This window comes from Clostridium sp. ETTB3 (genome assembly GCF_053571985.1).
Genome location: NZ_CP199832.1, coordinates 2,484,579 through 2,504,901, shown reverse-complemented (window position 1 = coordinate 2,504,901; position 20,323 = coordinate 2,484,579). Strand labels below are relative to the sequence as shown.

Annotated in this window: 15 protein-coding genes and 1 pseudogene; 15 read left to right on the top strand and 1 reads right to left on the bottom strand. The window is 29.0% G+C overall.

Annotation, left to right across the window (positions count from 1 at the left end):
- The first annotated feature begins 67 nt into the window (after positions 1 to 67).
- The 6 genes from ACUN06_RS12015 to ACUN06_RS11990 all read left to right on the top strand — a co-directional run bounded on the left by ACUN06_RS12015 (position 68) and on the right by ACUN06_RS11990 (position 5,559).
- Positions 68 to 673, top strand: a complete 606-nt coding sequence (locus ACUN06_RS12015; protein WP_195516930.1) for a transposase — start codon at positions 68 to 70, stop codon at positions 671 to 673.
- A 103-nt stretch (positions 674 to 776) separates the two neighbouring features.
- The gene (locus ACUN06_RS12010) at positions 777 to 2,315 is read left to right on the top strand and encodes a YifB family Mg chelatase-like AAA ATPase (RefSeq protein WP_449389865.1); all 1,539 of its coding nucleotides are present in this window, start codon (positions 777 to 779) and stop codon (positions 2,313 to 2,315) included.
- A gap of 4 nt (positions 2,316 to 2,319) precedes the next feature.
- Positions 2,320 to 3,399 carry a DNA-processing protein DprA gene (gene dprA / locus ACUN06_RS12005; RefSeq protein ID WP_302570188.1) on the top strand — a complete coding sequence of 360 codons (1,080 nt, stop codon included), beginning with the start codon at positions 2,320 to 2,322 and terminating at the stop codon, positions 3,397 to 3,399.
- A gap of 129 nt (positions 3,400 to 3,528) precedes the next feature.
- Positions 3,529 to 4,335: an Rpn family recombination-promoting nuclease/putative transposase gene (locus ACUN06_RS12000; protein ID WP_302570189.1), complete on the top strand. Its 807-nt coding sequence runs from the start codon at positions 3,529 to 3,531 to the stop codon at positions 4,333 to 4,335.
- A 236-nt stretch (positions 4,336 to 4,571) separates the two neighbouring features.
- Positions 4,572 to 4,739 carry a transposase gene (locus tag ACUN06_RS11995; protein ID WP_368043975.1) on the top strand — a complete coding sequence of 56 codons (168 nt, stop codon included), beginning with the start codon at positions 4,572 to 4,574 and terminating at the stop codon, positions 4,737 to 4,739.
- Positions 4,740 to 5,067: 328 nt separating this feature from the next.
- The gene (locus ACUN06_RS11990) at positions 5,068 to 5,559 is read left to right on the top strand and encodes an ATP-binding protein (protein WP_449389864.1); all 492 of its coding nucleotides are present in this window, start codon (positions 5,068 to 5,070) and stop codon (positions 5,557 to 5,559) included.
- A gap of 38 nt (positions 5,560 to 5,597) precedes the next feature.
- Here ACUN06_RS11990 and ACUN06_RS11985 read toward each other — a convergent pair whose 3' ends face one another.
- On the bottom strand, positions 5,598 to 6,623 hold the full coding sequence (locus ACUN06_RS11985; protein WP_302739863.1) for a LacI family DNA-binding transcriptional regulator: 1,026 nt from the start codon (positions 6,621 to 6,623) through the stop codon (positions 5,598 to 5,600).
- Positions 6,624 to 6,819: 196 nt separating this feature from the next.
- Here ACUN06_RS11985 and ACUN06_RS11980 point away from each other — a divergent pair, with 196 nt between their 5' ends.
- The 9 genes and pseudogenes from ACUN06_RS11980 (at position 6,820) to ACUN06_RS11940 (ending at position 20,311) form a co-directional block, all read left to right on the top strand.
- Positions 6,820 to 8,109 (top strand): ABC transporter substrate-binding protein, encoded by a 1,290-nt coding sequence (locus tag ACUN06_RS11980; protein WP_291735641.1) that lies wholly within the window; start codon positions 6,820 to 6,822, stop codon positions 8,107 to 8,109.
- 64 nt (positions 8,110 to 8,173) lie between these two features.
- Complete coding sequence (locus ACUN06_RS11975; RefSeq protein ID WP_366846473.1) at positions 8,174 to 9,097, top strand: carbohydrate ABC transporter permease; 924 nt, start codon at positions 8,174 to 8,176, stop codon at positions 9,095 to 9,097.
- Positions 9,098 to 9,109: 12 nt separating this feature from the next.
- Positions 9,110 to 9,952 carry a carbohydrate ABC transporter permease gene (locus ACUN06_RS11970; protein ID WP_291735642.1) on the top strand — a complete coding sequence of 281 codons (843 nt, stop codon included), beginning with the start codon at positions 9,110 to 9,112 and terminating at the stop codon, positions 9,950 to 9,952.
- Between the two features lie 35 nt (positions 9,953 to 9,987).
- Positions 9,988 to 11,457 (top strand): glycoside hydrolase family 32 protein, encoded by a 1,470-nt coding sequence (locus tag ACUN06_RS11965; protein ID WP_331891413.1) that lies wholly within the window; start codon positions 9,988 to 9,990, stop codon positions 11,455 to 11,457.
- A 268-nt stretch (positions 11,458 to 11,725) separates the two neighbouring features.
- On the top strand, positions 11,726 to 12,691 hold the full coding sequence (locus tag ACUN06_RS11960) for a hypothetical protein (protein ID WP_302538733.1): 966 nt from the start codon (positions 11,726 to 11,728) through the stop codon (positions 12,689 to 12,691).
- Between the two features lie 33 nt (positions 12,692 to 12,724).
- Positions 12,725 to 12,934, top strand: a pseudogene (locus ACUN06_RS11955) (Uma2 family endonuclease); the annotation flags it as partial.
- A 119-nt stretch (positions 12,935 to 13,053) separates the two neighbouring features.
- Complete coding sequence (locus tag ACUN06_RS11950; protein WP_449389863.1) at positions 13,054 to 18,165, top strand: immunoglobulin-like domain-containing protein; 5,112 nt, start codon at positions 13,054 to 13,056, stop codon at positions 18,163 to 18,165.
- 209 nt (positions 18,166 to 18,374) lie between these two features.
- Positions 18,375 to 19,367 (top strand): ADP-ribosylglycohydrolase family protein, encoded by a 993-nt coding sequence (locus ACUN06_RS11945; protein WP_449389862.1) that lies wholly within the window; start codon positions 18,375 to 18,377, stop codon positions 19,365 to 19,367.
- A complete protein-coding gene (locus ACUN06_RS11940; protein ID WP_449389861.1) occupies positions 19,367 to 20,311 on the top strand; it encodes a PfkB family carbohydrate kinase in 945 nt (314 codons plus the stop codon). Before ACUN06_RS11945 ends, ACUN06_RS11940 begins: the two co-directional genes overlap by 1 nt.
- Positions 20,312 to 20,323 lie beyond the last annotated feature (12 nt).

The window sequence follows — 20,323 nt, the reverse complement described above, 5'->3', positions numbered from 1 at the left end:
TTATGTTTAGAAAAAAATATAAAGGTCAAGAATACTCCTTATAGGTATAAACAATAAGGAGGCAGAAATGACAAGCGAAAAAAGATCATGGTATGAGGGAGCTACATATCACATTACAGCAAGAGGACATCATAGAAATGATATATTTAGGGATGAAGAAGATTTTAAGATATATTTAATTATTCTAGAAGAAGCATTGCTTTATTTTAATAATTATAATTATGAAATAATAGCATACTGTTTAATGGATAATCATGTACATTTACTTTTAAAAACTGGAGTAGAGCCGCCATGGAGATTTATAGCGCGAGTTCATTCTATATATGCAAGGTATTTTAATAAAAAATATAACTATTTAGGTACACTGTTTCAAGGAAGATATAGTGCAGAGATTATAGAAAACGATACTTATATGCTTGAAACCTCAAGGTATATTCATTTAAATCCGGTAAAAGCAAGAATGGTTGAAACACCTGATGAATATAAATGGTGCAGTTACTTAATATATGTTGGAGAGCAAGAAGAAAATTTTATTAATTCAAAAATAATATTAAATTACTTTCAATATGAGAAAAGATTTAAGTTATATAGAGAGTTTGTATATACGAAATTAAAAGAATTAAGAGAAAAGTTACTAGAAGAAGAAATTAAAGCAAATCAAGAGATAAGATAAATTTAAAAATTGTGAGATGTTACAAATTCTAAAATATAAGTTTAGGAGTACTATCAAAGTGTTAATAATTGAAATGTGAATTATTGATAGGAGTGAAAAATGTATGGCAACAGTATTAAAAAGTTTTGCGATAAGTGGAATTGATGGATATGTAGTTAATATAGAAATAGACACTATATATGGTAAGCCTTCGGTATCAATTGTAGGTATGGGCGATACTGCAATTAAAGAAGCTAGAGAAAGATTAGAAGCTGCTATTATAAATAGTAAATTTGAATTTCCTAAAATGAAAATAGTAATTAATTTATCACCAAGTGATGTAAAGAAAAGCGGATCGCATTTTGATTTAGGAATGGCGATAGCACTTTTAATTCAATCTGCTCAAATATTCGTAGAAGAAGTTGAGAGATATGCATTTATAGGAGAGTTATCATTAAATGGGGACTTGAGACCGTGTATAGGAGTTTTACCAATGGTTATGGAGGCTAAAAATAAAGGAATTAAGAATGTAATAGTACCAAGAGATAATATGACAGAAGCAAGTTTGATTAGTGATATGAATATTTTTGCGTTTAATAAATTAAATGAGGTAACAGATTTTTTAACAGGAGTAAAGCCATACGAACCAATTAAAGATAAAAAGGATAATTATAAATTAGATAGTCCATATATAATAGATTTTCAAGATGTTCAAGGGCAAGATAGTGCACTTGAATTTGTGGCTGTTGCAGCAGCCGGAGGGCATAATTTATTAATGTCAGGAACGCCTGGATGTGGTAAATCAATGGTTGCAAAAAGAATACCAACAATACTACCAGCTATGAGTGAAGAAGAGGCTTTAGAAGTGACAAAGATTTATAGTGTAGCAGGGCTTTTGAAAAATAGAGGTACATTAATAACAGAAAGGCCTTTTAGGTCACCACACCATAGTGCATCTACAAACTCATTAGTTGGTGGTGGCATGTTTGCTATGCCAGGGGAAATATCGTTAGCACATAATGGAGTACTATTCTTAGATGAGATTGCAGAATTTAATAAGAAGACCTTAGATGCACTAAGACAGCCAATTGAAGATGGAAAAGTATCAATTTCTAGAGTTAGACATACTCATGTATTTCCATCTAAGTTTATGCTAGTAGCAGCAATGAACCCTTGCCCTTGTGGTTATCATGGCGAAATTAGATGTCATTGTACAGATTATGAAATTATTAAGTATTCTCAAAAATTATCTGGACCAATAATGGATAGAATTGATATACAAAAATATTTTAGAAGTGTTCATATTAAGGAGTTAGCTAATGATGTTAAGGGGCCAACATCAAAGAGTTTATTGGAGAAGGTAGAGCTTGCGAGAAAAATACAAAGGGAAAGATATAAAAATATTATAGGGGTTTCATGTAATGCACAAATGACACCAGAATTAATAAGTGAATATTGTAAGTTAGATGAAGAAAGTATGAAGGTATTAATGATTGCTTACGATAAATTTAAATATAGTGCAAGGACATATCATAAATTTTTAAGGGTAGCAAGAACATTTGCTGACATGGCAGGTGAAAAAAATATATTAAAATCACATATAATAAAGGCTCTTATGTGCAGGGAAATTGAAAAGGAGCAAGCAACTATGGTTGTAGTATAAGATTATGGATAGAAGGATATTATATATTTGGTTAAGCAAGATTAAAGGAATTGGTCCGGTTATTACAAGAAATCTTATAGAATTTTTTAAAAGAATAGATTTTGTATATGAAGCAACTTATGATGAATTAATTAAAGTTGAGGGAATAGGTGATAAATTAGCTAAAATAATAGTTGAAAATAAAGATTTAAGTAAAAGTAAGGAGATATATTACAAGTGTAAAAGAAGTAAAATCAAGATTATAACTATGGAATGTAGCAATTATCCTAAGCAACTAAAAAATTTTAAAAATGCACCTATAATATTATATGTTAAGGGAGAATTAAAGGAATTTGACAGTGCTGTATGTATAGTTGGATCTAGAAGATGTACTGAGTATAGTAAGAATATAACAGTTGAGTTAACTGAAAATTTATCAAAAAGAAATATACCTATAATAAGTGGTATGGCTAAGGGGATAGATGGATATTCACATACAGTAGCATTACATAATGATAATTATACTATTGCAGTAGTGGGAACTGGAGTTGATATATGCTATCCAATTGAACATTTAACATTAATGAATGAAATAATAAAAAAAGGAGCAGTTATTTCGCAATTTGAGCCAGGTACAAGTAATATTAAAAGTAATTTTATTAAAAGAAATGAGCTTATGGCAATGTTAGCAGAAAAAATAATAGTGGTTGAAGCAACTAAGGATAGTGGAGCTGTATATACAGCACATTGTGGAATGAAATATAAGAAAGAAGTATATTCTGTACCAGGAAATATTAATAATAAAAGTAGTGAGGGTACTAATATGTTAATAAGTGAAGGGGCTAAGCCTTATTTATCTGTTAAAAGTATTATTAAAGAAGAGGTTGAGATTTGTAGTAATAATTTAGAAAAGGATAAAAATTTAGGTTCAATAAAAATGGAAATACTTAAATTAATAGATAAAAATAAGATGTCAGTAGATGAATTAAAGATAAAATTGAATTTTGTAAAGGATAATTTAGAAGAAATTTTGCTTGATATGGAGCTTAAAGGCTATATTAGACAAGTTTCTGGATATATCGAAAATGACCCTCGGGGGTTTTAAAATTCAGTGACAAGCTTATGCAAAAGCATGAGCTTGTCACTGTTGTTATTAATAGAGATTTTTATTTATAACATATTTAATGTAGGATATAATTAAAATATACAGTAATTATATTGATAGGAGAAAGTTATGAGTAAAGGTTTATTAGATCCTAAAGTAGATTTTGTATTTAAAAATATATTTGGCTCGCCCAATCATCCAGAAATATTAATATCATTTTTGAATGCAACATTAAAGCCGAAAAAGAAAATAGTAAGTGTTGATATAAAAAAAACAGACATAGAAAAACAATATATTGAGGATAAATATTCAAGATTAGATGTAAAAGCTACAACAAGTAATGATGAGATAATTAATATTGAAATACAACTAAAAAATGAAAATAATATGGTAAAGAGGAGTCTTTACTATTTAAGTAAGATGTATGAAGAACAGTTAAATGAAAAAGAAGATTATTCAAAATTAGCAAGAACTGTGTGTATTAATATTCTTAATTTTAAATATCTTAAAACAGATAATTTTCATACAGGATATAGATTTAAAGAAATTGAAAGTAATGAAGAGTTAACAGATATTATGGAAGTTCACTTTATAGAAATTCCAAAGTTACAGGATTCTAGTGATGAAAAGGATATGCTTGTTGCATGGACAGAATTTTTAAAGGATCCAGAAAGTGAAAAGGTTAGGGGATTAGAATTAAGTATAGAAGAAATACGACAAGCAAAAGATGAACTTATACGAATGAGTAATGATAAAAAACAAAGAGAACTATATGATATGAGAGCAAACTCCTTAAGAGATAAGATTAGTGAATTGAATGCAGCTAAAAGAGAAGGAATAGAAGAAGTGGCTAGGAATATGAAGAAAAATGAATTACCTATTGAAATGATTTCAAAATTAACTGGCTTAAGAGTTGATGAAATAGATAAATTATAGTCTCAAGGACTACCGAGGGTTTTAAAATTTTCAGTGGCAAGCTTATGTGAAAGCATAAGTTTATCACTATTTTTTTGTTAAATAAGTAAGATTTTTATGTCTAGAAAAAATATAAAGGTCAAGAATATTCCTTATACGTATAAGCATAAGGAGGGAAAAATGACAAGTGAAAAAAGAGAATGGTATGAAGGAGCTACATACCACATATTACAGCAAGGGGACATCATAGAAATGATATATTTAGAGATGAAGAAGATTTTAAAATATATTTAAGTATTTTAGAAGAAGCATTGCTTTACTTTAATACTTATAATTATGAAATATTAGCATACTGTTTAATGGATAATCATGTACATTTACTTTTAAAAACAGAAGTACAGCCACCATGGAGATTTATAGCATGAGTTCATTCTATATATGCAAGGTATTTTAATAAAAAATATAACTATGTAGGTGCACTATTTCAAGGAAGATATAGTGCAGACATTATAGAAGATGACACTTACATGCTTGAAACTTCAAGGTATATTCATTTAAATCTAGTAAAAGCAAGAATGGTTGAAACGCCTGATGAATATAGGTGGTGTAGTTATTTAATATATATTGGAGCGCAGGAGGAAAATTTTATTAATTCAATCTGCTCAAATATTCGTAGAAGAGGTTGAGAGATATGCATTTATAGGAGAGTTATCATTAAATGGAGATTTAAGGCCATGTATTGGGGTTTGACCAATGGTTATGGAGGCTAAAAATAAAGGAATTAAGAATGTAATAGTACCAAGAGATAATATGACAGAAGCAAGTTTGATTAGTGATATGAATATTTTTGCGTTTAATAAATTAAATGAGGTAACAGATTTTTTAACAGGAGTAAAGCCATACGAACCAATTAAAGATAAAAAGGATAATTATAAATTAGATAGTCCATATATAATAGATTTTCAAGATGTTCAAGGGCAAGATAGTGCACTTGAATTTGTGGCTGTTGCAGCAGCCGGAGGGCATAATTTATTAATGTCAGGAACGCCTGGATGTGGTAAATCAATGGTTGCAAAAAGAATACCAACAATACTACCAGCTATGACTGAAGAAGAGGCTTTAGAAGTAACAAAAATTTATAGTGTAGTAGGGCTTTTGAAAAATAGAGGTACATTAATAACAGAAAGGCCATTTATCAAGGAATACTGTGGTTTTAAAATTTTCCAGAGACAAGTTTATGCTTAGCATAGACTTTGTCTCTGTTTTTTGGTTAATTGATATTTTTATTTTGTAATAAAAGATTCAACTGTGTAGCTTTTTTGATAATTTAGAGTAGTATTACCTCTTTCCAATGACACAGGTAAAACAATTTTTTTCTCAATAGAAGTATTAATTTTATTAATCAGATTCATTAATGTTTTTACAGCTTGCTTAGATAACTCCTTAATAGGTTGTTGTATTGTTGTTAAACTAGGATAAGTAAGAGCGCAAATAGATAAACCATCATAGCCCACAACCTTTACTTCCTTAGGAACATTTATATTACGTTTACTTAATTCCTTAATTGTAGCTAAAGCAATAGTATCAGTTGCAAATACACCATCAATGTTAGGATTATTATCAAGTGCTTCTTGGATAATTGGAGAATAGTCTGAAAAAGAAAAGAAATTAATAGGCAATTCTATTGTATTTACTTTAACATTTCTTCCTTCTAGAGTATCATTAAAAGATTTATGACGATCATTAGATGGAGTTGGTACTTTTGAGCTTCCTGAAAAGTGAAGAATATTAGTACAACCGCAGTTTAACAATTCAAGCGCAGCTAATTTACCACCTTCCATATGATCTGCAGATACAACAGGAATGTCATCTCCTAAATATCTATCTAAGGCTACAATTGGTAGGTTTAGATTTAAATAATCTTCAATTTTTAAAGTATGGCTACCTATTATAATTCCATCTACTTGATTTCTTAAAAGCATATTTATATATTCTTGTTCTCTAGTACTGCTATTATATGCATTACAAAGCATTAACTTATATCCTAATTTATATAATTCTTCTTCGATATATCTAGTTTCTTCAGCATAGAAAGGAGTACTAATATCAGGAAGAATTAAACCAATTATATTAGATTTCTTTTTAAATAAACTTTTAGCAATTTCATTTGGTTGATAATTTAAGTCTTTCATAGCATTAAAAACTTTATCTTTGGTAGCTTGTGAAATATAGCCTCTATTATTCATTACCCTGGATACGGTAGAAACAGATACACCAGCTTTAATAGCTACATCCTTTATATTCGTCAAATTACTCACCTCTTTTATATCTTAATATCCAAAAAGTAGCATTGTCAATTAATAAAATTAACAAAAAAATATTTTCTGCAAACCCGTTGACATATACCAAAAAATGGTTCTATAATATAAATGTAAACATTAACAAAAAGCGTATACAACGATGTGCTAACCGGTTAGCACATAATAAAAATATGAGGTGGTATAAATGGCAAGAAGAAGAGGGAAATTGTTATCTTTAATTTTAACTGTGGGAATATTATCAACTACTTTTACTGGATGTTCATCATCAAATAATAGCACAGAAGATGGAGTAGCGAAGATATCTATTTGGACACAAGAAGGACAAGTTGTAGAACAAGAATATTACAAGGATGCAATAGAACAATTTAATGAGTTATATGAAGGACAAATAGAAGCTACTTTACAAATGATACCAAGAGGAAATGGATATGAGTATGAAAATAAAATAAATGCAGCTGCAACTTCTGGTAGCTTACCAGATATTATAGCCATGGATGGGCCATCAGTTGCTAATTATGCAGATTCAGGAATAATAGTCCCAATTGATGAGTATTTCACTGAGGACAAGCTAGAAGATTTTGTTCCATCAATAATTACTCAAGGAACAGTTGATGGACAATTATATGCATTAGGGGCATCAGAATCTACTGTAGTTTTATTCTATAATAAAGATGTTCTAGATGCTGCAGGAATACAAGCTCCAACTACATTAGAAGATGCTTGGACTTGGCAAGAAGTATATGAAATAGCTAAACAATTAAAAACTGATGATATGTATGGAATTAATTTAGAATGGGATTTAGGAGAAGGTCAAATTTATGGATTTGCTCCAATTATATGGTCAAATGGAGGAGAGTTACTTTCAGAGGATGGTAAAGAAATTGATGGATATTTAAATTCTGATAAATCAATTGAAGCATTAGAGTTTTATCAAAAATTTGCAGTAGAAGGATTAATAAATCTTCAACCATTACCAAATGATTTTGAAGAAGGAAAATCAGCTATGTATTTAATGGGATCATGGGAAATTCAAACAATAGAAGAAAGCTATCCTGACTTTAATTATGGAATAACATATTATCCTAAATTCTCTGAAACTAGTAAAGTAGTTTCACCATCAGGGGATTGGTGCTTTGGTATTACTTCAGGTTCAAAAAATCAAGAAGCAGCAGCTAAGTTAGTTGAATTCTTAACATCAGCAGAGGAAGTACAAGAGTATTGTTCAGCTATAAGCAAACCACCAGCAAGAATATCTGTATTTGATACTATGGAAGAATATCAAGATGAAAGTAGAAAGGTTATAAAGGATCAAGTAATAAACACAGCACATCCAAGACCAATTTCAACATCTTATCCAGTATTATCAAATGAGTTTGCATCAGCACTACAAGATATAAGAACAGGAGTAGATGTTAAAGAAACCTTATCTAAAGTAGTTACTCGTTTTGAAGAGGATATAAAGAGAAATAATTAATATATAAATAATGAGAATTATGGCTTTTAGTCGTAATTCTCTTAGAAAGGTGGGTATTGTATCAATGCTAACAGTTAAGAGAAATGCAAAAATTAAGACAGATGTAGCTTTAAAAAAATCAATGAGTAAAGAAGCAGTAGCAGGAATAGTATTTGTTTTACCAGCAGTTATATTTATTTGTGTATTTTTAGTTTTACCAGCTCTACTTGCTTTTGGATATAGTTTTCAACAATATAATATGTTAAAGCCAGCACAAAAGGTTTTTATTGGATTAACAAATTATATAGATGTTTTAAAGAATCCAGCTTTTTATAAAAGTTTATTTAATACAGTATACTTTGCAGCAATTGTAGTACCACTTCAAACTATAGTTGCATTAGGATTAGCATTACTAGTTAATAAAAAGTTAAAAACATCAAAAATAGCACGTATTTGTTTCTTTAGTCCTGTTGTTACTTCAATGGTTGTTGTAGCTATATTATGGACATTCTTATACAACAAGGATAGTGGTCTTATAAATTCACTTTTAAATTCTATAGGAATACAATCACAGCCTTTCTTATTAAGTGAGAAACAAGCTATGAATTCTATTATATTCATGTCTATATGGCAAGCAGCTGGATATCAAATGATGATATTCTTAGCAGGTTTACAAGATGTTCCAGAAGAACTTTATGAAGCAGCAAGCTTAGATGGTTGTAATTGGTGGGATAAATTTAAAAATGTTACATTACCATGTATAAAAAATGTATCAAGTTTTGTAATTTTAATTACTACTATTCAAGCTTTTAAATTATTTACACAGCCTTATATAATGACAGGAGGCGGCCCTAATGAATCAACTAAAACACTTGCATATATGATATATGAACAAGGTTTCCAATATAGAAATGTTGGGTATTCATGTGCAATAGCAGTAATTTTCTTCTTAGTAATATTAATAGTATCAGGTGCTGTGAAGAAGATATGTAATGTAAATGGTGATTAGGAGGGAAAGACTATGAAAAGAAAACAGAAAAGGATTTTAGGTAAAGGTTTAGCATATGTATTTCAAATAAGTTTAGCATTAATATTTGTATTACCATTAGTATGGATGATTATATCATCATTAAAGCCAGAGGCTGATTTATTTAAAGATATGAGTTCTATTGCAACATTTTTTGTATCTAATCCATCATTAGATAATTATAAGGAAATGCTCTCTAGATCATTAGTATTAAAAAGTACAATGAACAGTATAATATATATTGGATTAATACTTTTAATAGGCATACCTGTTAATGCTTTATGTGGATATGCATTAGCAAGATTAAAGTTTCCAGGAAAGAACTTTATATTAAGTGCAATTATTGCATTATATATAGTTCCTTTTGAAACAGTAGTCTTACCATTATATTTAGTAAGTAATACATTAAAAATTACAAATACATTCTTTGCATTATTTGTACCTTTTATAGGTAATTGCTTTAATATATTTTTATTTAGGCAGTTTTTCATGTCTCTTCCTAAAGAATTAGAGGAAGCAGCTAGTATTGATGGATGTGGAGTATTTGGAACTTTTGTAAGAGTAGTGTTACCTAATACAAAACCAGTAATAGCTACAGCAACAGTATTAACAATTGTAACTCATTGGAGTGATTTTATGTGGCCTTTAATGGCAGTAACATCACCAAAACAGAAGACAATTCAACTTGCTATACAAGGATTCTTTACAGATCCACCAGTAAGGTATGCTCCAATTATGGCAGCATTAGTATTCTCAACAATTCCTATATTAATAGTATATTTATTATTACAAAAATATTATGTACAAGGTATTATGTCTAGTGGAATTAAGGGATAAAGGAAAAATAAATATTATTTTAGAGAGGTTTTAATATGGCAGATAATCATAAGGTGAAATTAGAACAAGCACAAAAATATGTAGATTCAATAAAAGATGAGGTAGCTTTAAGTAAATATAGACAAGGATATCATTTTATGGCGCCAGCATCATGGATTAATGATCCAAATGGATTTATCCAATACAAAGGTAAATATCATTTGTTTTATCAATATAATCCCTATGATTCAAAATGGGCATCAATGCATTGGGGACATGCAGAAAGTGAAGATTTAATTAAGTGGAATCACTTACCGATAGCATTAGCACCTAGTGAATTTTATGATGACGATGATGATGGAGGGTGTTTCTCAGGTAGTGCAGTAGATGATAATGGAGTGTTAATTTTGATGTATACAGGTACTACTAATAATGGAGAAGGAACTGTTCAAGTTCAATGTATTGCTACAAGTAATGATGGAGTAAATTTTGAGAAGTTTGAAGGAAATCCAGTAATATTACCTAATTTTATTGAAGGAAATAGAGATTTTAGAGATCCGAAAGTGTGGAAAGAGGGAGACCTTTGGTATGTAGTTATAGGAACTACTAAAAATAATGAAGGAAGAGTTTTATTATATAGTTCACCAGATTTAAGAGAGTGGGAGTTTGTAAGTGTTTTAGCAGAATCTCATGGTGAGCTAGGAAGTATGTGGGAGTGTCCAGATTTCTTTAGGGTTGGAGATAAGCATGTTTTAATGTTCTCACCGATTGGGTTAGGTACTACAATTACAATGTATTTAATTGGAGATATGGATTATTCTACAGGAAAGTTTACATGGACTGAAAAGGGAAAAGTAGATTCTGGATGTGATTTTTATGCACCACAATCATTGTTAGATGATAAAGGTAGAAGAATTATAATAGGTTGGGCTAATAGCTGGCCTTGGATGGAATGGTTTAGTGATTTTGGGCCTAATATGGAAGATAAGTGGAATGGAGCAATGTCTTTACCTAGGGAAGTTAAGCTTGATGAGAAAACTGGTAAATTAAAGTTCATACCAGTAGAAGAGATTAAGAATTATAGAAAAGAAGAAAATAAAGTTGAATTAAGCATTCTTAATGGAAGTAAAGATATAAAAATCAGCCATAGAAATAGATATGAAATGTTATTTAATATTGATTTAAAATCTACAACTGCTAAGGAATTAATTATTAAGTTAAGAGAAAATAAAAATGGTGTAGCTATTATAAAATTAGATATTGAAAATAAGCAGTTAATATTTGATAGAAATAATTGTGATGGTTACAATAAAGGGATTAAGAGTTGTGATTTAGATTTATTTGAAGATACATTATCTGTCAATATATTCTCTGATAATATATCTATTGAAGTATTTACTGATGATAATAAGGTAGCTATGTCAAATAATATTTATCCATTAGAATGTAGTAATAAAGTAAATTTAGAAGCTGTTGATGGAAATGTTGTATTTAATAGCTTTGATATTTGGACAATTGAAGTGTAATGAATAAGTAGTAGATTTATTAAATGAAGGGTGATTATTTATGAAAAAAGTACTTTGTCCAGGAGAAGCATTAATTGATTTTGTTTCAATGGATGTGGGTGTAGCAAGAGAGTGACTTCGTCCCTCTCAAGGCTCCCCAGGAGTTTTAAAATTTTCCAGTGGCAAGCTTAAGTTAAAGGCTAAATGTTCAAATTATGAATATTTAGCCTTTTAGTTTAAGAAAAAATAAATATGGGCTATAATATAAATATAGAAAATTGGTGTTTAGTTGGAAAAAGAGAAAGTAAAATTAGATGAAGTTCTAAAGTTTTTATTTTCAACATCTAATAAGGTATTAGTGAAGTTATTAAATGGAATATTTAATGAAAATTTTAGTGTAGATGAAGTAGAATTAACTGTTAGTAATAATGAGTTTGTTGAAGATGATTTAGGAATATTAAGAGGAGATATGTTTTTTGATATTCTTAATAAAGATTATAATAAGGCAAGTTATCATATAGAATTTCAAACAAAAAATGATAATACAATGATTGTTAGGATGTTTGAGTATGGTTTTAAAAAGGGAAAAGAGCAACTGAAAAGTTTTAAGAACTATACAGAAGACATAAGAACTATATATTTCCCAAAGCAAAAAGTAATATTTTTTGAAGAAAATAAAAATATTAAAAATCAATTAAAATTAAAAATAATATTTCCAGATGAGAAGGAGATTATTTATACAGTAGATGTAATGAAATATTGGGAATACAGTGATGAACAAGTTAGAGAAAAGAAGATGTATCCCTTAATACCATTACAGCTTTTTAAGTTAAGAAAAGAGTTAGAAAAGGCACATAATAAGAAGGATTTAAATAGAATAAAAGAATTATCTAATAATGCTAAAGAACTTGCTGGTAAATTAGCTAAACAATCAGCAATATTATTTGAAGCTGATGAAATATTAGGTGAAGATTTTCATAAGATGCTATTAGCTATACAAAATCTAATAGAATATTTAAATAGAAATTATATGAATGATGAAAATATAGAAAATGAGGTGACTACAATGACTAAAACATTATATGACCCCGAAGTAGAAAAAAGAGGGATAGAAAAGGGAAGAGAAGAGGGAATAGAAGAAGGAATTAATCTTACTAAAAAGGTATTTAAATTAGCTAGCCAAGGAGAAACAATAGGTAATATATCAAAAATATGTAAGATATCAGAAGAGAAAGTTAAAGAAATTTTAGATTAAAGAGCAAGAGTAGTCTCAAGGCCCCGGGGGTTTTATCCCGATGTTGCTGTTTATTGTGATAAAAATCAAATTTTCTATAGGGGTTATATAGGTATCCCACAATTAGTTGTAGAGGTATTAAGTCCATCTAATGCTGATGATGATTTGATTGTGAAAAAGGATTTATATGAAAAGTATGGTGTGCCTGAATATTGGATCATATCACCAATGAGTAAAAAAGTATGGATTTACTATTTACAATAAGGTTTACATAAAATTAATGGAATGCTATAATTTTATTGTAACTTTACATAAAATTAATATAATATTCATATTAAATACTATATTAATTTTAATAAAAATAACTTAAGAGGAGGGAGAAGATGAAAAAATTTACGTCAATTTCTTTGATATTTATGATTATCTTTTCAAATTTTACATATGGCGTTACAGCTGCTGTTACAGAAGGCGTAAAAAATGATGTATTAAATTCTGAATATGTTGTTATAGTTAACACTAGTTCAAAAGAAAATCAATCAACAGGTAAAATTGTATTTGATGAAAATAATAATAATACTAGAATTGGCCAAGAAATTAATTCACAATCAGAAAATATAAATGAAGATTTAATTGTTAACCAATTAAAAAATGAAAATACTGAAAGTGAAGAAATTAAACAAATTCAAAAAGCAAAAAATAATACATATAGTATTGGAGAACAAAAAAATATAGGAAATAATACATATACATTAATTGGTATAGGTGATAAATCTTATATTTGGATGGAAAATAATTTAAAATCTTCTTATGATAATGTTCAAGGTAAAACAGAGTTAGCTGCTAAGGAAATGATAAGAGTTTATGAGGGACGTCCTTATGAATTTTTAAATGAATTATCAGATAATAATATTCCTTATTTAGATGGTTCAGGAAAGTTATCAATTTTTTTAGAAGTAACTAACAATAATAGTACAGGATATTATAATAATGAGAAAGATATAACAGGAGTACATATTAATACTCAATCAGATCCAAATAAGTTTAATGAAGGTGGATTTGATAATACAAATGGACTATTAGTTCATGAAGTGCAACATGCTTTATTTAATATATTAGCATGTAATGGACAAGCCAATATATCAACTAGCCTTTTGTGGTTTAATGAAGGAATGTCTGTAGCTGCAATGGATTACCTTTGGGGATATTATGATAATAATGGTTGGTTATCTAAAATAAACAATGATGTAATTATTAGAAATGGAACATCATTAATATATGACTCATATAGAAATAGTACAGTTCAAGATTATTCTATGCAATATTTATTTGTAAGATATCTTGCTAGCCAAGCAACTAAGGGTACAAATCCAATGGAGTTCTTTAAGCAAATTTATAAAATAAATGCGGCAGGAAAAACTGCTGAAGAGTTTATAAATGAATTAACTTCTAAGGTTGATGGATTAAAGGGGAGAACTTTTAAAGAATTACTTGGAAGTTTTTATGTAGCAGCTTTTTCTCAAGAAAAAACGGGAATATATAGCTTTTATGGCGATCCAGTAATTCAACAAAAGATTACAAGTTACCCTGTTTATATGGGAGAAAGTGGACAATCTATTACATTAGAACCAACAAGTGCAATAGTTGTAAAAGCAAAGGATGGAAGATTTGTTGTTCCTAATGATGCAGGAAATGATATTAAATTTTTTGGAGTAACAAAAGACTTAGATATATTTAAGCCATCAGAGGGAAATGGAACAATCAATGATCCATATATAATAAAAAATGTACAAGAGTTAAATGCCTTAAGTAAGTATCCAAATGCTTATTTTAAACTTGGAAACAATATAGATGTAAAGCAAGGAGAATACTTTAGTGTAGAAAAATTTTATGGAGTAATTCAAGGAAATGGATATACTATTAATGGATTAAATAAGGCATTAGTTAAAAATAACTATGGAAAAATTAGTGATTTAAAAATAAATGCTGATTTTAATGGTGAGTATTCAGGATATATAGGAACAATTGCTGAAGCTAATAGTGGTACTATTACTGATATTGAGGTAAATGGAAGCTTTGATATTAACTTATATACACCTAATAAGTTTTCAACACCTATATTTGGTGCAGTAGTTGGTATAAATGAGCCTGCAGGTATTATAGAAAGAACTTCATTTAATGGTAATGCTAATATAATAATGACAGTTAGTGATGCTATTGTAGGGGGAATTGTTGGATATAATCAAGGAAGGATTAATAATTCATATTCTAAAGGTAGTATTGTAGTAAATCAAAATAATATTGGAACTTATAACTTACAAATGGGAGGAATAATTGGTTATTATAAGAGTTTTGGTGTTGGGGCAAGCTTGAAAAATTCATATTCTATAACATCATTGAGTTATAATAATGTTAATAGCAATTCAGCTCAAATAGGACAACTTATAGGTGCTCTTGGGTCTACTGCATATATATTAAATTCATATGCATTAGACAACATAAATTCTATAGGTAGTGAGCCTACAAAAACTGAATATAAGAGAACCTTATCTCAATTACAAGATAAAAGTACTTTTATTAATTGGGATTTTACTTCTGTTTGGAAGATGGAATTAGATGGGGATAAAACGCCTATATTCTTAGATTCAAATGAAAGTATGAATGTTAGTGCAAAGTTATCTAAAGATACTTATTTTATAGGAGAAAAGTTATCTTTAATAAATGCAAAGTTAATTATTGATGGAACTGAAATTCCATTGGAAGAATATATGCTTAATATATCAGATTTTGATTCAACAATAGAAGGAAGTTCAAAGGTTATTAATGGTAGTTATAAAGGTAATGCTTTTACTGTTACGTATAATGTAAATAAACCTAAAAGTGTTGAAGATTTGCAAGTTGTAAATCAAGGAAAAGTTATATATTTCGAAAATCAAGTATATAGTACTGAAGGAGTTGTTTTAAAAGCAAAACTTGATGGACAACAAAATTATACTTACATATATTCTGGATTTACAAGCAATTTATTAAATCCACTTAAAATTACAGATAAGTCTACAACATTAACTTATATTAATAAGAATGTTGATATTAATATTAATGTTGTGGAAAAGAAAATTAAATCTATTACTACACTTAAGAAGCCAAATAAAACTGTTTATGCAGAAAGTCAATTATTAGATTTAACAGGAGCTAGATTCCAAGTAACATATAATGATGGAAGTAAGTCAGAAGTATTTGGCCCAAGGGAATTTTCAAAATATAATTTACATGTTGCTCAAGCCTTACCTAATGCTCCTAATGCAGAAGCTATAGATTTAAACAAGGAATTAACAGTTAGAGATAATGATGGAAGAATTCTATATTTATATTATGATTCATTATTACCAGGGCAATCAGGAGCAATTTTTGCATCAATGGGAAAAATAAATATAAATACAAAAATTGCAATGAAAAATGAAACTTTTAGAGCTGTTGTAGGACAAAAGTCATATTTATTTTCTGAGCCACTATTATATGCAAATTATGATGTTACAACTACTATAAAATCAGGTAGTTTGCCGGATGGTATAAAAGCTATTTATGTACCTAATGATAGAAATAATTTATTTAGATTTGAAGGAGTTGCAACTACAATTGGTACATATGAAATAACATATACAATAACAAGAAAAAATGGAGATTCAACAGATGTTACATTTACTTTTAATGTGGAAAGTATATCTAATGAACCATTATTAGAAGCATTAACACTTAAAAAAGATCATAATAATCATTTAAATAATGATATTGAAGGGATAATAGATAATATTAATAATACTATCACTTTTACTGTTCCTTATGGAACTGATATTACTAAGTTAAAACCTACACCAACTTATTATAAGGGATCGACATTAGAGCAAGATCGTTGGAATGGTTCTACTTTTGACTTTTCAAAAGGAGCTGTTAATTATAAGGTTACAGCAGAAGATGGTATTACTACAAAAACATATGAAGTTAGTGTAGTTGTATTGCCAGAAACAATAATTATTCAAGAAGTAAAAATTTCACCTAATGAAGTTGAAATAGAGCAAGGAAAATCATATAAATTTAAATCGACTGTAGTTGTAAATGAAGTAGAAGATTTATCTCATAGTGTTACTTGGACAATTGAAGGAAATAATAGCATTGATACTATTATAAATGCTAATGGAGAAATTAGTATAGCTGAAAATGAAACAAGTAATAGATTAATAGTAAAGGCAACTTCTAATGTAGATCCAACAAAGAGTGGAGTAGCAATTGTAAATGTAAAAGAAGCTATAAAGCCAACACTTGATGAAGTTGATGGATTAAGTTGGGAGGGGAAGGTTGCAAAATGGAATCCAGTTAAAAATGCAACATCTTATGAACTTACTGTATTAAGAGATAATATAGTAATTGGAACAAGAGAAACTATAAATAATTTTTATGATTTATCTGAATTCTTCAATAAAACTGGAAAATATTCATTTAAAGTTGTAGCTAAAGCTAATGGATATACTAATAGTACAAACTCTAATGATAGTGTAGAAAATGATTTTATAAAAAGTAATGATAAGCCAGTAATATTAGGAGCAGAAGATATATCAATAGAATTTGAAAGTCAATTTGATAAGTATGCAGGAGTAACGGTAACAGATACTGAAGATAAAGATTTAACAAATAAGCTTATAGTTACAGGGGATGTAAATGTTAATGTTGCAGGTATATATGAAATTACATATTCAGTAACAGATTCAGATGGAAATACCACTACTGCAATAAGAAAAGTTACAGTTAAACCTAAGAAGGAAGAGCCAGAAGTTAAGCCGGAGAAACCAGAGGTAAAACCAGAAAAACCAGAAGTTAAGCCGGAGAAACCAGAGGTAAAACCAGAAAAACCAGAAGTTAAACCGGAGAAACCAGAGGTAAAACCAGAAGAGCCAGAAGTTAAGCCGGAGAAACCAGAGGTAAAACCAGAAAAACCAGAAGTTAAACCGGAGAAACCAGAGGTAAAACCAGAAGAACCAGAAGTTAAGCCTGAGAAACCAGAGGTAAAACCGGAAGAACCAGAAGTTAAACCAGAAAAACCAGAGGTAAAACCAGAAGAGCCAGAAGTTAAGCCGGAGAAACCAGAGGTAAAACCAGAAAAACCAGAAGTTAAACCGGAGAAACCAGAGGTAAAACCAGAAAAACCAGAAGTTAAACCAGAAAAACCAGAGGTAAAACCAGAAAAACCAGAAGTTAAGCCGGAGAAACCAGAGGTAAAACCGGAAGAACCAGAAGTTAAGCCGGAGAAACCAGAGGTAAAACCGGAAGAACCAGAAGTTAAACCGGAGAAACCAGAGATTAATCCTGAACTTCCTGGACAAGAAGAAAAAGTTGAAAATAGTAACTTAATTAATAAGTTACCTAAGACTGGTAAAATGCCAACGATAATATTAGGGTTACTTATTACTATAGGTGGAGCATTTATATATAAAAAGAAAAAGTAGAAATACTATTTAAAAATTTTCAATAGTAAGAAGATGCTTTTACAATTCTCAAAGTCTCATGGAAGTTAAAAATTTACAGTGGCAAGCTTATATTAAAGAATAAGCTTGTCACTGTTTTTTTACTTAAATTAAACTTATATATTGACACAATAATACAAATGTATATACAATTGAAAATATAATAAATTTACATATATAGGAGTGGTAACATGAGAGATAAAATTGCAGGGGCAATATATGGTATGGCATTAGGAGATGCAATGGGAATGCCGTCAGAACTATGGGGAAGAGAAAAAGTAAGAAAATACTTTGGTAAAATTGAAGGCTTATTAGATGGGCCAAAGGAAAATTCAGTAGCTTGTAACTATAAAAAAGGCCAATTTACTGATGATACTGGACAAGCACTTGTAATAATAGATTCATTAAAAGATACAAAGTTTAAACCAAATTCAAAGGATATTGCAACTAAACTTTTAAAATGGGCACAAAAAGAAAAGGCATTTGAAAATAACATATTAGGACCAACATCAAAAGTTGCATTAGCTAACTTTAGAGATGGAATAAATTCAAAAGCTGTTACAGATAAGGCTTTATCAAATGGGTCAGCCATGAGAATTGCACCTATAGGATGTCTTTTTAATGCACATGATAAAGAAAAGTTAGCTAACTTTGTCTATGAAGTTTCAGAGGTAACTCATACTAGTGATATTACAATTGCAGGAGCAGCAATGATAGCAGTTGCTGTTAGTTCTGCCATTGAAAATAATGATTTTGATATTGTTATAAAAGATATTTTTGAAATGGAACCAATTGCTAGAAGGTTAGGAGCTGAAACCTATAGTCCATCATTAACAGAAAGAATAAAAATAGGTATTTATTTAGCAAATAAATATAAGGATAATGAAAATTTATTTTTAGAAAAGTTATATGACATAGTTGGAGCTGGGGTAAATATAAGTGAATCTGTTCCATCTGCAATTTCTATAGCTTACTATGCACAATATCCTAATAGGTGTGCTTTACTTTGTGCAAACTTAGCTGGTGATACTGATACAATTGGAGCAATGGCAACGGCAATTTGTGGGGCTTTTAAGGGACTTGATTATATAAAGGAAGAATATATTGAATCTTTAAATAAAGCAAATGATATTGATTTTGACAGTTATATTTCTATTTTAATGAATGGAAGGATGTGTATTTAGTGAAAACTTTAGTACTTGGAGCTGCAATAGTGGATATTATTATGAAAATTCCAAGGTTACCTAAAAGTGGCGAAGATATTTTATGTACTGAAAGAAAATTAACTATAGGTGGATGTGCATATAATGTTTCAAATATATTAAGAAGCTTTAATGTAAAACATGATTTATTTGTGCCAGTAGGTTGTGGAATTTATGCAGATATAATAAGAAGAGAATTGAATGAAGATGGATATGAAATATTAATTAATGACTTAGAAATGGATAATGGCTATTGCTTATGTTTGGTAGAAGAAAATGGTGAAAGAAGTTTTATTACTGTTAATGGAATTGAAGCAAATCATAAAAAAGAATGGTTTCATAATTTAAATATGAATCAATATGAAAATATATATTTAGCTGGTTATCAACTGTGTGGAGATAAGAGTGACATAGTAGTTGATTGGTTGTTAAATCAAAGTGATAAAAATATATTTTTTGCACCAGGACCAGTTATTAACAATATAAGTAAAAATACTTTAGAAAAAATATTTTCAATTAATCCAATATTACACCTTAATGAAAAGGAAGCTTTAGAGTTTACTAAAAAGGATAATATAAATCATAGTATTTTAAGATTATATGAATTAACTAAAAATGTTGTATTTATAACTCTTGGGGAAAGAGGAGTAATATTTTATAATGGAAAAAACATTACTCATATAGAGGGAGAAAAAGTAAAAGTTGTAGATACAATAGGTGCAGGGGATAGTCATATTGGGACAATTATTTCAGCATATTCTTTATGGGCAGATAAGATGAATTTTAATTATTCTTGGAGTAATTATTTAAATGAAAATAATGACTTTATAAAAGGATGTAAATTAGCAAATAAGATTGCAAGTGAAGTGGTACAAGTACAAGGTTCTAAAATAAGTAAGGAATGTTTTAATAAATCTAATATTTAAAAGGAGATTAGA

Excerpts from the sequence above, each read along its gene's own strand:
- ACUN06_RS12015 (WP_195516930.1), top strand. The coding sequence starts at position 68 with ATGACAAGCGAAAAAAGATCATGGTATGAGGGAGCTACATATCACATT.
- ACUN06_RS12010 (WP_449389865.1), top strand. The coding sequence starts at position 777 with ATGGCAACAGTATTAAAAAGTTTTGCGATAAGTGGAATTGATGGATAT.
- dprA (WP_302570188.1), top strand. The coding sequence starts at position 2,320 with ATGGATAGAAGGATATTATATATTTGGTTAAGCAAGATTAAAGGAATT.
- ACUN06_RS12000 (WP_302570189.1), top strand. The coding sequence starts at position 3,529 with ATGAGTAAAGGTTTATTAGATCCTAAAGTAGATTTTGTATTTAAAAAT.
- ACUN06_RS11990 (WP_449389864.1), top strand. The coding sequence starts at position 5,068 with ATGGTTATGGAGGCTAAAAATAAAGGAATTAAGAATGTAATAGTACCA.
- ACUN06_RS11980 (WP_291735641.1), top strand. The coding sequence starts at position 6,820 with ATGGCAAGAAGAAGAGGGAAATTGTTATCTTTAATTTTAACTGTGGGA.
- ACUN06_RS11975 (WP_366846473.1), top strand. The coding sequence starts at position 8,174 with ATGCTAACAGTTAAGAGAAATGCAAAAATTAAGACAGATGTAGCTTTA.
- ACUN06_RS11970 (WP_291735642.1), top strand. The coding sequence starts at position 9,110 with ATGAAAAGAAAACAGAAAAGGATTTTAGGTAAAGGTTTAGCATATGTA.
- ACUN06_RS11965 (WP_331891413.1), top strand. The coding sequence starts at position 9,988 with ATGGCAGATAATCATAAGGTGAAATTAGAACAAGCACAAAAATATGTA.
- ACUN06_RS11950 (WP_449389863.1), top strand. The coding sequence starts at position 13,054 with ATGAAAAAATTTACGTCAATTTCTTTGATATTTATGATTATCTTTTCA.
- ACUN06_RS11945 (WP_449389862.1), top strand. The coding sequence starts at position 18,375 with ATGAGAGATAAAATTGCAGGGGCAATATATGGTATGGCATTAGGAGAT.